The 12,943-nt window shown below is 66.9% G+C and carries 13 protein-coding genes and 1 pseudogene; 5 read left to right on the top strand and 9 right to left on the bottom strand.

Annotated elements, in window-relative coordinates; genetic code table 11:
* Positions 1 to 84: 84 nt before the first annotated feature.
* Positions 85 to 522, bottom strand: coding sequence for a hypothetical protein (locus tag ACAG25_RS19380; RefSeq protein WP_370490097.1), 438 nt, complete (start codon positions 520 to 522; stop codon positions 85 to 87).
* A gap of 25 nt (positions 523 to 547) precedes the next feature.
* Here ACAG25_RS19380 and ACAG25_RS19375 point away from each other — a divergent pair, with 25 nt between their 5' ends.
* The 5 genes and pseudogenes from ACAG25_RS19375 (at position 548) to ACAG25_RS19355 (ending at position 3,703) form a co-directional block, all read left to right on the top strand.
* On the top strand, positions 548 to 994 hold the full coding sequence (locus tag ACAG25_RS19375) for a cupin domain-containing protein (RefSeq protein ID WP_370490096.1): 447 nt from the start codon (positions 548 to 550) through the stop codon (positions 992 to 994).
* Between the two features lie 198 nt (positions 995 to 1,192).
* Positions 1,193 to 2,122 (top strand): cyclopropane mycolic acid synthase family methyltransferase, encoded by a 930-nt coding sequence (locus ACAG25_RS19370; RefSeq protein ID WP_370490095.1) that lies wholly within the window; start codon positions 1,193 to 1,195, stop codon positions 2,120 to 2,122.
* A 74-nt stretch (positions 2,123 to 2,196) separates the two neighbouring features.
* Positions 2,197 to 3,080, top strand: a pseudogene (locus tag ACAG25_RS19365) (cyclopropane mycolic acid synthase family methyltransferase).
* Positions 3,081 to 3,149: 69 nt separating this feature from the next.
* On the top strand, positions 3,150 to 3,365 hold the full coding sequence (locus tag ACAG25_RS19360) for a DUF2945 domain-containing protein (RefSeq protein WP_370490094.1): 216 nt from the start codon (positions 3,150 to 3,152) through the stop codon (positions 3,363 to 3,365).
* Positions 3,362 to 3,703 carry a DUF3140 domain-containing protein gene (locus ACAG25_RS19355; protein ID WP_370490093.1) on the top strand — a complete coding sequence of 114 codons (342 nt, stop codon included), beginning with the start codon at positions 3,362 to 3,364 and terminating at the stop codon, positions 3,701 to 3,703. Before ACAG25_RS19360 ends, ACAG25_RS19355 begins: the two co-directional genes overlap by 4 nt.
* Before the next feature lie 3 nt (positions 3,704 to 3,706).
* On the opposite strand, the gene ACAG25_RS19350 is transcribed toward ACAG25_RS19355, so the two are convergent.
* From ACAG25_RS19350 to ACAG25_RS19315, 8 genes are all read right to left on the bottom strand, one after another.
* Complete coding sequence (locus ACAG25_RS19350) at positions 3,707 to 4,477, bottom strand: VOC family protein (protein ID WP_370490119.1); 771 nt, start codon at positions 4,475 to 4,477, stop codon at positions 3,707 to 3,709.
* Between the two features lie 137 nt (positions 4,478 to 4,614).
* Positions 4,615 to 5,508 (bottom strand): amidohydrolase family protein, encoded by an 894-nt coding sequence (locus ACAG25_RS19345; RefSeq protein WP_370490092.1) that lies wholly within the window; start codon positions 5,506 to 5,508, stop codon positions 4,615 to 4,617.
* Positions 5,509 to 5,522: 14 nt separating this feature from the next.
* Complete coding sequence (locus ACAG25_RS19340; RefSeq protein WP_370490091.1) at positions 5,523 to 6,947, bottom strand: aldehyde dehydrogenase family protein; 1,425 nt, start codon at positions 6,945 to 6,947, stop codon at positions 5,523 to 5,525.
* Positions 6,948 to 6,984: 37 nt separating this feature from the next.
* Entirely contained in the window at positions 6,985 to 8,700 is a 1,716-nt protein-coding gene (locus tag ACAG25_RS19335; RefSeq protein WP_370490118.1) for a thiamine pyrophosphate-binding protein, read from the bottom strand.
* Between the two features lie 2 nt (positions 8,701 to 8,702).
* Positions 8,703 to 9,716: an acyl-CoA dehydrogenase family protein gene (locus tag ACAG25_RS19330; protein ID WP_370490090.1), complete on the bottom strand. Its 1,014-nt coding sequence runs from the start codon at positions 9,714 to 9,716 to the stop codon at positions 8,703 to 8,705.
* Complete coding sequence (locus tag ACAG25_RS19325; RefSeq protein WP_370490089.1) at positions 9,716 to 10,870, bottom strand: acyl-CoA dehydrogenase family protein; 1,155 nt, start codon at positions 10,868 to 10,870, stop codon at positions 9,716 to 9,718. Before ACAG25_RS19325 ends, ACAG25_RS19330 begins: the two co-directional genes overlap by 1 nt.
* Complete coding sequence (locus ACAG25_RS19320; RefSeq protein ID WP_370490088.1) at positions 10,867 to 11,784, bottom strand: acyl-CoA dehydrogenase family protein; 918 nt, start codon at positions 11,782 to 11,784, stop codon at positions 10,867 to 10,869. The genes ACAG25_RS19325 and ACAG25_RS19320 overlap by 4 nt, the downstream gene beginning before the upstream one ends.
* Complete coding sequence (locus ACAG25_RS19315; RefSeq protein ID WP_370490087.1) at positions 11,781 to 12,941, bottom strand: acyl-CoA dehydrogenase family protein; 1,161 nt, start codon at positions 12,939 to 12,941, stop codon at positions 11,781 to 11,783. The genes ACAG25_RS19320 and ACAG25_RS19315 overlap by 4 nt, the downstream gene beginning before the upstream one ends.
* Positions 12,942 to 12,943 lie beyond the last annotated feature (2 nt).

The raw sequence follows: 12,943 nt of genomic DNA, 5'->3' as shown, positions 1-12,943 counted from the left end.
CGTCCCCCGGGTTGGACCGCGCAGCGAGCTGTGGTGCGAGATTGACGAAACAGGTTCAGCGGCAGGGGGTTCCAGCACGTCGGGTCACGACGGCGCGAGCCCACTGCCGCGCCAGGCCGCCAGCATCGCCCACACCGACAACAACGCGGCCACCAACGCCACCCCGGCGGCCAGGTACAGACCATAGGCCGCCGACACCGGCGGATACACGTACAACCGGTAGTACCACGCCGCCAACACCACCAAGATCACCGAAATGGCCAGCGCTGCTGAGGAAGCCAGCCGCGCAGAGATCCCGCGGGCCGACATCGCCCCCGCCACCAGCAACACCGAAGACAGCAACACGATCAGCTGCCCCACACCGAAACCGGGCGGCGGCACCGGCATCGCACCGGCGACACCACCGATCGCATTGGCACGGCCACCCCCGTCCGCCGACGAGCGCAGCCACGGCAGCCAGGCACTGACCGTCACCACCAGCGCGCACAGCGCGACGAACCATCCCGGACGCGCGCGAGCCATGGGCAGATACTAATAGGGTGAGCCGATGAGCGATCTCCCCGAATGGGCGCGCCGACTCGACTTGGCGCCGCACCCCGAAGGTGGCTGGTACCGGGAGACGTGGCGCAGTGACCTGACCATCCCGCAGTCGTCGCTACCGCCGGACTACAGCGGACCTCGGCACGCGGGCACAGCGATCCTCTTCCTTCTGCTGCCCGGTCAGCAGTCGGCGTGGCACACCGTGCGCAGCGCCGAACTGTGGCTCTACCACCGCGGCGGCCCCTTGGTTCTCGAGGTCGGCGCCGACCAGCAGAGCGCGTCGACTCATCTTCTCGGCGCCGACGTCGACGCCGGCGAGTACCCGCAGTTCCTGGTGCCACCCGGGCACTGGCAGCGTGCCCGGCCGCAGGGCGACCAGGCCTGCCTGGTCAGCTGCGTCGTCGTACCCGGTTTCGATTTCGCGGATTTCGCGCTCGGCGCGCCATCCGACTGAGCACAGTTCTTCGACGCCACCCGCGTCAGGCTCCTGCCCAGAAGGACCCCTGCCCGGTATGGTCGCAGCAGTCGCCGGTGAAGCGGTGGGGCTCGACAGGTCGACTTACTGTTTCTCGAGCCGGCGGTCGGGGTAGAGACAACCGAGCGCGCCCCGAGGGTGCGCGCAGCCATGCGTATCGCAGACAGGATGATCTCCATGACGAACTCCTCGGGCGATCAGCCCGGAGCCACGGCCCAGTCGAAGTGGTTGTCGAAGTCGGCGTCGCAGACGCGCGGCTCGGACAAGGACGAGGTCCAGTTCCACTACGACATCTCCAACGATTTCTTCAAGCTGTGGCAGGACCCCAACCAGGTCTACAGCTGCGCGTACTTCGAGAAGGACGACTACACCCTCGAGCAGGCCCAGATGGCCAAGATCGACCTGTCGTTGGGCAAGCTCGGTCTGCAACCCGGGATGACGCTGCTCGACATCGGCTGCGGGTGGGGCGCGACGATCATGCGCGCTGTGGAGAAGTACGACGTGAACGTCATCGGTCTGACGCTGTCGGAGAACCAGAAGGAACACATCGAGAACCACTGGTTCGCCAACTCCGAGAGCAAGCGCAGCATGGAGGTCCGGCTGCAGCCCTGGGAGGAGTTCGACGGTCAGGTCGACCGGATCGTCTCAATCGGCGCGTTCGAACACTTCGGGTTCAACAAGTACGACGACTACTTCAAGAAGACGCACAGCTGGCTGCCCGACGACGGCGTGATGATGCTGCACACGATCATCATTCCGGAGGACGAGGAGATCAAGGCCAAGGGCCTGCCGCTGACAATGTCCAACGTGCGGTTCATCAAGTTCATCATGGATTACATCTATCCCGGCGGCCGTCTGCCGCTGGCCTCGATGGTCCGTGATCACGCGGTCAAGGCCGGCTACACCATCACCCAGGAGCAGCACCTGCAGCCGCACTACGTCAAGACCCTGGACACGTGGGCTGCAAACTTGGAAGCCAAGAAGGACGAAGCCATCGCGATCACGTCCGAGGAGATCTACGAGCGGTTCCGGCACTATCTCACCGGTTGTGCGGACCTGTTCCGGGACGGCTACACCGACGTCGCCCAATTCACCTGCGTCAAATAAGAACTGACCTCCGTGTAGTACGTTGTGGGCACACGTGAGCCCAGAATGCGCGGAACGCGAGTCCGCCACCCCGGATGGAGGTCGGCCCAAGCATGGCTGAGGAGATGAAGCCCCACTTCGAAGAGGTTCAGGCGCATTATGACCTCTCCGACGTCTTCTTCGGCCTGTTCCAGGACCCCTCCCGCACCTACAGTTGCGCGTACTACGAGCGCGACGACATGTCGCTCGCCGAAGCCCAGATGGCCAAGATCGACCTGGCCCTGCAGAAGCTGCAACTCGAGCCGGGGATGACGCTCCTCGACATCGGTTGCGGATGGGGTTCGGTACTGCAGCGGGCCGTCGAGAAGTACGACGTCAACGTCGTCGGGCTGACCTTGAGCAAGAACCAGTGCAAGTTCGCTCAGGAACTGCTCGAGGTCTGCCCACCGAGCGGTCCCGACGGATCATGCTGCGCGGCTGGGAGCAGTTCGACGAACCGGTCGACCGCATCATCAGCCTGGAGGCCATCGAGGCGTTCCCCCAGGAGCGGTACGGGCCGTTCTTCAAGATGTGCAGCAGCGTGCTGCCCAGCGGAGGCCGCTTCGTCATCCAGGCGATCCTGGGTCATCCGCTCAAGAAGTGGCCCGAGATGGGCATCCCGATCACGATGACCGACCTGAAATTCATGCGCTTCATCGCCAAGGAGATCTTCCCGGGCGGTTCGGTGCCCGGCGAGGACGACATCGTCAACCTCTCCGCCGAGGCGGGCTTCTCCGTAGAGCAGAAGCAGATGCTCAACGAGCACTATGTACGCACCCTCGACGAGTGGGCCGAGGCGTTGGAAGCTAATCACGACGCCGCGGTTGCCGCCACCTCCGAAGAGGTCTACCAGCGGTACATGAAGTACCTGACCGGCTGCAGCGATTTCTTCAAGCGCGGCATCAGCGAACTCGGTCAGTTCACGCTCGTCAAGGGCTGAGCCCTTACCGGCGTGTGACGCGGGGCGGTGACGCTGCGTAGCGCCGGTGCCCTCGGGTATCCGTCGCCCATGACAGAACAGAAGTTCTCCAAGGGCGACAAGGTCACCTGGAAGAGTCATGGGAGTATCGCGGAGGGCACGGTCGAGGAGAAGATCACCTCCGACACCGAGGCCGCCGGGCGGACCGTGCGGGCCTCTGAAGACGACCCGCAGTACCGGGTGCGCAGCGACAAGAGCGGTAACGACGCTGTGCACAAGCCCGAGGCGCTGAAGAAGAAGTCATGACTGACTCCGAGTCGAAGCAGTCCTACGACGACTTCCGGGAGGCGGTCAACATGACACCCGGCGAGATCGAGAAGTGGCTACAGACCGACGAGTCGCGATCGGTCGGCCAGAAAACCACCGACGGTGCCGAGTCCACCGGCCACCGCAGCGGCCGGCGGATCGTCGACATCCTGCGCACCAAGAAGTCCGACCTGTCCGACGAGGACTACAGCCACATGCGCAAAGTGGTCGGCTACGTCCGACGTCACCTCGCGCAGGGACCGTCCGGCGACGTCGAGCACAGCGACTGGCGGTACTCGCTCATGAATTGGGGCCACGACCCGCTCAAGAAATCCTGACGGTCACACCTGGATCGACGTCAGATTGAACTGGGCGCCCGTCGGATCGGCGAGCGCGGCCAGCCGGCCGTACGGAGTGTCCTCGGCGGCCCGCACGACACTGCCGCCGTTGTCGACGACCAGTTGAACGGTCTTGTCGACGTCGTCGGCGGCGAGGAAGACGGTCCACACCGAGGGGGCGTCCCCGGGGAGGACGGAACCATCCATCACACCCAGCAGGGCTTCACCGTCGAATGATGCTGTGCTGTAGCGGAAGTCGTCGGTGTCGGATTCGACAGTGGTCTCCCACCCGAACACCGTCCGGTAGAAGTCCAGCGCCCCTGCGTAGTCCCTTGTCGTCAGCTGGAAGTAGGCCGGCGCGCCGTGCTCATTGAACAATTCGTAGCCACGGTGGCCGGTGGGTTGCCAGAGACCGAAGACGCCGTCGGCCGGGTCGGTGACGATCGCCATCCAGCCCTTGTCGGGGACCTCCATCGGGGGCATGCAGTTGATGCCGCCGGCGGTGGTCGCCGCCTCGACGGTGGCGGCGATGTCGGCGGTGTGCAGGTAGACGGTCCAGCCGTCCGGTGCGTTCCACTGCGGGTCGTTGGCCATCAGCCCGGCGACCGGGCGGTCGTCTCGGAATGCGTTGACATAGCCGCCGTACTCGGGTCCGGCGGACTCGAAGGTCCAGCCGAAGACCGCGCCGTAGAACTGCTGCGCCTTGTCCAGGTCGGAGGTGCCCAGGTCGATCCAGATCGGGGCGCCGAGGGGTGTGGTGGTGCGGACGGGCATCGAGGTCTCCTCGTGGGTTCGAAGGTTGTCGATGGGCAGACCGTCCGCATCTCCGAAACTCATCGGTCCCTTCCGCGAGCAGACGCCAACTCACCCATTTCGGGTGCATATTGGGGGTTTTGGAGGACTGCTCGCGGTCAGGCGGCGAGGCGCAGCACGCGCAGGGCGTTCTGCTTGTAGATCAACGGCAGCACCTCCGGGTCGACGTCGAGGGTGTCGAAGTCGCGGCGCCAGCGGTCGAGCTGGATGTAGGGGTAATCCGTGCCGAACAGCACTTTGGTGCGCAACTGCCGCGTCATCGCGTGCACCAGTTGCGGCGGGAAGTACTTGGGACTCCAGCCCGAGAGATCGATGTAGACGTTGCTCTTGTGCGTGGCGATCGCGATCTGCTCGTCCACCCACGGCACCGCGGGGTGCGCCATCACGATCGTCAGCTCCGGGAAGTCGGCGGCCACGTCGTCGAGCAGCATCGGGTCGCTGTAGCGCAGCTTGATGCCGTGCCCGCCAGGCAGGCCGGAACCCATGCCGGTCTGCCCGGTGTGGAACAGCGCGGGCACACCCGCTTCGGCGATCGCGTGGTAGATCGGGTAGTACGCACGGTCGTTGGGCTCGAAAGCCTGCATGCTCGGATGGAACTTGAAGCCCTTGACGCCGTGGTCGCCATCCAGTTCGTGCACGCGATGCACCGCCCGGCGACCGTCGAGCGGATCGACCGAGCCGAACGGGATCAGCACGTCGTTGTTGCGCGCGGCGCCCGCAACAAGGTCTTCGATCGAATTGGGTGTGTGCCGCATGCCGTGCCGAGCGTCGACGGTGAACACCACCGCCGCGGTGTGACGCTGCCGGTAGTACTCGGCGACAGCGTCGACGCTGACGATGATGTCCGGGGCCATCTTGAAGTACTTCGCGGTGGCCTCGACCAACACGTCGTCATAGGCATGGTGGCCGTGACCGTCGACCTCGACGTGGGTGTGGATGTCGATGGCCTCGACGGCATCGAAATCGATGCCGTACTCGTACTTCTCGCTCACCGCCGCGAGCGTGCTCAGGCCGGTGCGTAGCCCAGGGCCGCCTTGACTTCGAGGAACTCGTCGAACGCGAACGGGCCCCACTCGCGGCCGTTGCCGGAGCGCTTGTAGCCGCCGAACGGCGCAGCCATGTCGAAGCCGTGGTTGATCGCGACCGACCCGGCCCGGATCCGACGCGCGACGGTGCGGGCCTTCTCCAGATCCGCACCGGAGACATACCCGGCCAGCCCGTACTCGGTGTCGTTGCCGATCTCCACGGCCTGGTCGATGTCGTCGTAGCCGAGGATGCACAGCACCGGCCCGAAGATCTCCTCGCGCGCGATCGTCATGTCGTTGGTGACGTTGGCGAACACCGTCGGCTTGACGTAGTAGCCGGTGTCCAGGCCGTCCGGCCGCCCCGGGCCACCGATGACGAGCGTGGCGCCTTCGTCGATGCCTTTCTGGATCAGGCCCTGGATCTTCTCGAACTGCGCTCGGGACGCGACGGGCCCGATGGCGGTCTTGTCCGACGGGTCGCCGACCTTTACCGCTGCGGCGGTTTCCTTGGCCACTGCGATGGCTTCGTCCATCCGCGAGTTCGGTACCAGCATCCGCGACGGCGCGTTGCAGCTCTGGCCGCTGTTCATCATCATCACCGAGGTGCCGGCGGCGACGCTCTTGGCGAAGTCGTCGTCGTCGAGCACGATGTTCGGGCTCTTGCCGCCGAGTTCCTGCGTGACGCGCTTGACCGTCGGTGCGGCGTTGCGGGCGACCTCCACGCCGGCGCGGGTGGAACCGGTGAACGACACCATGTCCACGTCGGGATGGCTGGACAGCGGCACCCCGACGCCGGGGCCGTCACCGTAGACGAGGTTGTAGACACCGGCGGGCACTCCGGCGGCCTCGAGGATCTCGGTGAAGATCTGCGCCGAGTACGGCGCGACCTCCGACGGCTTTAGCACCATGGTGCAGCCGGTGGCCAGCGCCGGGAACACCTTGCAGGCGATCTGGTTCAGCGGCCAGTTCCATGGCGTGATCAGACCGCACACACCAATCGGTTCACGCACCACCAGCGTGCTGCCGTGCTGCTCTTCGAACTGGAAGTTCTTCAGCACGTCGATGGCAGTCGCCAGGTGCCCCATGCCGAGGTTGACCTGCGGACCCGACGCCAGCGACGGCGGCGCACCCATCTCCTCCGAGACCGCGTCGGCCAGATCGCCGGAACGCTTCTGATATTCGCCCATGATCGCGCCGAGCAGATCGAGACGTTCCTCGCGGGAACTCTGCGACCACGTCGCGAACGCGCGCCGCGCCGCGGCGACGGCGAGGTCGACGTCGGCCGACGAGCCCAGCGCGATCTTGCCGGAGATCTGCTCGGTGGTCGGGTTGTCGACCTCCAAGCTGTTCGGGCGGACGGGAGCGACCCACTGGCCGTCGATGAAATGATTCAGATACTCACGCATGGTGCGTCGCCTTCCCTAAATCCCTGTTTCGAAGAATTTACTGCGTACCTTCTGCATACCAGGTGCGGAATCGGTCGTACTTGGGCATCTCCTCCGAGTTGGCCTTCGGGTCGATGCAGACGTGCACCACGGCGGTCTTGCCGCTGGCGAATGCGCGCCGGATCGCCGGACCGATCTCCTCGTCCTTCTCGACATACTCACCGTGGCAGCCGAAGCCCTCGGCGATCTTGTCCATCCGCACGTCCTTGCTCCAGTGCACACCGGGCTGCGGCGACGGCTGCTCGAAAGTCCGCTTGTACACCCCGACTTCGAGACCCCACTGGTGGTCGACGCCGACCACGCACACCAGGGGCAGGTTCTCCCGCGCCGCGGTCTCGAGCTCGGCGACGTGGAACAGGAACGCCGAGTCGCTGGTGAGCAGCATGACCGGCCGTTTGCGGCCTTCGGCGACCGAGGCGCCGACTGCGTAGGGCAGGCCGGTGCCGAGGTGGCCGAAGTTCTGGTTCCAGATCACGTCGCGCGGCTTGGTCTGGGAGTAGGTCCACTGGAAGATCACCGTGGCACCGCCGTCACGGACCAGGATGCCGTCCTCGGTGCACTCGTCGAACGCCTTGGTGGACTCGACGACGTAGCGGGCCGGGTGGATCGGGCTGCGGCCGCTGGGTGCCTCGTCGGCCACCCGGGCCAGTTCCGCCGCGTCGTCGGAGATCAGCCGCTCCAGGTTGGGTGACGGGGTGCGCGGGGTCTCGCGCAGCGCCTCGACCAGCTGCGGCACCACACCGCGCAGGTCACCGACCAGCGGCACGTCGAACGACCGGTTGACGCCGATGGCGGTGGGATCCTGCTCGACGTAGATCCACTTGCGGTCGGCGTCGCCCGCCGCCCAGTGCTGGGTCCGGCCGTAATGCATGGGCTCGCCGAGCTCGGTGCCCAGCGCCACACACAGGTCGGATTCTTCGACGGCCTCGTTGGCGGCCGGGGAGAACAGGTACGGGAACGTGCGGTCCTGCAGACCCGGGATGAACGACGTGCCACCGGAGGTCTGGATCACCGGGCAGGCCATCAGCTCGGCGAGCTCGCGGACCTGCTCTTGGGTGCGCGAGGTGTGAACTCCGTGGCCCACCAACAGGATCGGGCTCTTGGCCGCACGGATCAGCTCGACGGCGCGGGCCACCTCCGGTGCTCCGGCGCCCTGGTTGACCAGCCGGTAGGCCGACGGCGGCGGGGCTGCACCGACGTTGAGTTCCTCGAGGATGACGTGGGACGGGAACTCGACGTAGGCGGGGCCCGGGGTGCCCGACATGGCGCGCCGGATGGCTTCGTGGATGATTTCGTCGGTCTGGTCGGCGTATTCGATCGAGCTGCTGAACTTGACGGAGGCCTCGAAAAGAGGTTCCTGCTGGACGAATTGGATGCGGCCGCGGCGCACCCGGCGTTCGGTGACGCGGGCCCGCTGCCCGCCGAGGAAGATCACCGGCGAGTTCTCGACGAGCGCGCACTGGATCGCGCCGGCCATGTTGGCCATACCGGGTCCGAGCGTCCCGATGCACAGGCCGGGCTTGCCGGTCATCCGTGACGCCGCCTCGGCCATGAAGCCGGCGGACAGTTCGTGGTGCGGTGCGACGACCGACCAGCCGCGGGCCTCGGCCTCGGCGAACATGTGGACGAAGTTGGGGTCGGGGATGCCGAACAGTGTGTTGACGCCCTCGGCCTCGAAGAGGTCGAGAATGCGCTTGTAGACGGGTACACCCATGGTCATGTGCCTTTCGGTCGGAGCGAGCTCGGGAGGTAGCGAGAAGCGATGGTTTTTCGGTGTGCCGCAGTCGAACCGAACAGAGCCCGGTTCAGAGTGGCGCGTTTCAGGTAGGCGTGGATGCCGCTTTCCCAGGTGTAGCCGATCCCGCCGTGCAGTTGCATGGCCTTGCCGGCGACATCAACGGCTACCGCGCAGGCGTGAGACTTGGCCATGGCCGCGGGGACCGCGGCGTCCTGCTGGTCGGCGACCGCGGCCACAGCGTCGGCGACGAGTTGACGCGACACCTCGATGCCGACGAGCATGTCCGCGCAGGCGTGTTTGACCGCCTGGAAGGAGCCGATGGGCCGATCGAACTGTCGGCGGACCTTGACGTAATCGACGGTGGCAGTGAGCATCTGCTCAGCCACACCAAGGCTGTCACACGCGATCGCGACGGCGGCGCGCTGCTGCACGGCCCTGGTGAGGGAGGGATCGTCGGCGAGCTTCTCCGCGGGCGCGGCGTCGGCTTCGACGGTCGCCAACCGGCGGGTCTCGTCGACGACGGGTTGGGCACGCACGGTGAGGTCGGCAGCCCGGGCCAGCACCACGGCGGTGTCGGTGCACACGAGCAGTTGATCCGCGTCGGCCGCGTCCGGCACGAAACCGGCACGACCGGTGAGTTGCCCGGAGTCGAAGGAGAAGTCGCCGAACGCTACGGCCAACGGCGTAGCCCCGTCGGCCAGCCCGGCCAACAGCTCGTCGCTGGTGTCGCCCGCAGGTAGTGCGTTGAGTACCCCGGCCGGAAGGACGGCGCCGCCGAGAAGGCGGGTGTTCGCCGCTGCGCGGCCGATCTGGTCGAGCAGCACGGCGGTCTCCCGGAAACCGGCTCCGGCACCCCCGAGGCGGTCGGGCACCTCCAGACCGGCCCACCCGGCGTCGACCAGCACCGGCCAGTCGAGATCACGGTCTTTGGCCAGCAGATCGGCGGCCACCGAGCGTAGTTCGTCGTGAAACTCCGCGAAATCGTCTGCCATCACGCCACACTCGGCTCTCGAGGCAGATCCAGTCCGCGTTCGGCGATGATGGTGCGCTGGATCTCGCTGGCACCACCCGGGATGGTCCACTCCCAGGAGCCGACGAAGTCGAGCACCCAGGACCCGGACTCCCAGCCACTGGACAGCGGCTTGGTCAGCACCGTGTGGGCGTCGGGTCCACCGATCTCGGCGCCGAAGTCGGTGAGGCGCTGCAGCAGTTCGCTGTAGTACAGCTTCACGATCGACGCGTCGGCCGGGCCGCGCGCCCCGTGTTCGACCAGGCGGCGGCACATTCCGCGCAGTCCGGTGATCTCGGCCTCGAAGCCCGCCAGGCGGTCGGCGACCAACGGGTCGTCGACCGGTGCGGACTCGACCAGCCACCGGAAGCCGGCGTTGCCCAGCCGTTCGGCCAACTCCAGCATCGTCATGCCACGCTCGGCGCCGAGGGTCTCCTGCGCGACCTGCCAGCCCGCGTTCTCGGCACCGATCAGATTCGCCGCCGGGATTCGCACGTCGTCGAGGAAGATCTCGCAGAAGTGCGAGTCGCCGACGGCGTTGCGGATGGGCCGCACCTCGATACCCGGGGTGGTCATGTCGAGCAGAAAGTAGGAAATGCCCTTGCGTTTCGGGGCATCGGGGTCGGTGCGAGCCAGCAGCAGGCACCAGTCGGCATGTAATCCCCCGCTGGCCCAGAGTTTCTGTCCGTTGACGATGAACTCGTCGCCGTTCCGGCGCGCGGTGGTTCGCAGTGCGGCGAGGTCCGACCCGGCTTCGGGTTCGGAGAAGCCCTGCACCCAGATCTGCCCGTCGAGGATCGCCGGGAGATGCTTCTGGCGCTGCTCGTCGGTGCCGGCGACCAGCAGGGTCGACGCGGCGTGGTGGATGCCGACGAAGGCCAACACCAGCCGCGGTGCGTCGTGGGCGGCCAGCTCCTGGTAGAGGATTACCTGCTGTTCCACCGAGAGCCCGCCGCCCCATTCGACGGGCCAGTGCGGCACCGCGTATCCGGCGCTGTGCAGTTCGGTGAACCACCATTTCTGGAAGCGGACGAACTCGTCGTCGCCGACCCCGGTCTGGGTGTTGCGCCAGTCGGCCGGGACGTGCTCGCGGCACCAGGCGCGCACCTCACTGCGGAAATCATCGAGGTCGGTCATGCGTACAGCCCGACCAGTCCGCGTCGGCCGGCGGTGTCGGTCAACAACTTCCGGGTTGCCGACAAGCCGAACGGCAGACGTCGCAGCGGCTGGCTGTAGCGCGACAGCCACGACAGCGTGGTCTCGTCGCAGAAACCGACCGCACCGTGCAGCTGATGACAGACCCGGAACACCACGTCGGCGGCTTCGAGCGCCGACATCCGCAGTGCCAGCGCGTCGGTGACGGCTTCGGCGTTTCCGCTGGCGACGCTCCACAACGCGTGCTTGGCCAGGATGTCGAGTCCGTTGCGTTCCACCTCGGCGTCGGTGAGTTGGAACTGTACGCCTTGGAAGGACGCCAGCGGTTGGCCGAACTGTTTGCGCAGGTTGACATGGGCGACGGTGAGCTCGACCGCGCGGTCAAGCATCCCGAGCAGGGTCCAGCACGGCAGGACCAGCGCCAGCGCGACGTCGTCAGCGCCCGACGAATCCGCCGGGGACAGTTCGAGTTCGGTGACGAAGCCCGGTTGTGCCGCACCCGTACCGGTCACGTGGGAGCGGCACCCGTCGACGGTGACCGCGGCCCATCGGGACGTCAGCCCGGCCAGCGTCGCCGCAGGCCGCGCGCCACCCGTGACCACCAGACCGTCGACGTCGAGGTCGGCCGGTGCGGCGAGCCGCTCGGCCAGCGGATAGGGCACTGCCCAGTATCCGGCGCTGCGGCACAGTGCCGCAGCCGCTTCCAGTCCGTCGGGGTCGGTGCGCGGATCGAGGTCCCAGGCGCCGAGTCCGTCGAGGACGGCGGTGATCGCGGCTTCGCGGGTGTCGGGGTCCGCTTCGGCGCGGATCACCAGCTCGTCGCCGCCGGCCGCACCGAAGGCCTGTCGGGCCTGCCGGCCGTACTCCAGCGCGTCGTCGCTGAGGTCGAGGATCATCGAGCGGGTCCCTTCAGCAGTGCTCGTGACAACAGAATGCGTTGCATCTCAATGCTTCCCGAGGACACCGTCGAGGCCTGCGAGTAGCGCCAGTGGTCGTCGACCTCACCGATGAACCAGGCCGCCTTCGGGTCGTCGTGCTCCACCTCGGCGGCGATGTCCGTCAGCACCTCAGCGCTGTCCTGATCGAGCTTGGTGACCGCGATGCGGTACGCCGCGGCATCCCCCGGGTTGACCCGGCCACTGCTCTGCGCGGCGACGATGCGGTAGGCCAGCAGCCGGGCTCGCCGGCAATGGGTGAGCATGCGGATCCAGCGGCCACGCAACTCGTCGGGCAGCGTGTCCCAGCGCTCGCCGAGCACGTCCGGCGCGGCGGCCAGCAGGCGCTCGCAGCGTGCGTAACGCGCGATCCCCACCCGCTCGAACGCCATCACGTCCTGCACCACCGACCATCCCTGGTCGACCTCGCCGAGGACGTCGGCCTCGGTGACGCGCAGATCGTCGAAGAACACCTCGTTGAGGTGGTGCGGCCCCATCATGCAGTCGATCGGCCGTACGGTGATCGCCGGATCGTCCATCGCGACCAGGAAGATGGTCAGTCCCTGTTGTTTACGCTCGCCGCGAGACGTGCGCGCCAACAGGAAGCACCACTGCGCCATGGTCGCGTAGGACGTCCAGATCTTCTGCCCGCTGACCAGCCAGCCATCGCCGTTCTCGGCGGGGCGGGCGGTGGTCCGCAGCGACGCCAGGTCCGAGCCGGCTTCGGGTTCGGAGAACCCCTGACACCAGATCACCTCTCCGGCGGCGATCGGCGGCAGATGCTTGCGCTGCTGTTCGGCTGTGCCGTGGCGCATGATGATCGGCCCCACCCAGTTGACGCCCATGTACTGCGCGCCGCGCGGCTCGTGGTGCGCCCACATCTCTTCGCGTACCACGGTCTGTTCCCACACCGAGGCACCGCCGCCGCCGAACTCCTCCGGCCACGCCAGGCACAGCAGGTTGCGTTCGGCCAGTGTGCGGCAGAATCGTTGCGCTGTCGCGAGATCCGCGGGGTCGTCGGTGAAGGCGCCGAGGAAGTGCTCGGGTACCTGTTCGGCGACCAGCGCACGCAGATCGCGCCGCAGATCTGCGGCGCGCTTGCCCATGTCGAAGTCCATCG

The sequence above is a fragment of the Mycobacterium sp. pV006 genome, from assembly GCF_041287115.1.
Taxonomy (GTDB): Bacteria; Actinomycetota; Actinomycetes; order Mycobacteriales; family Mycobacteriaceae; genus Mycobacterium.
The sequence above is the reverse complement of the archived record's forward strand: the minus strand, read 5'-3'. Positions and strand labels throughout refer to the sequence as shown.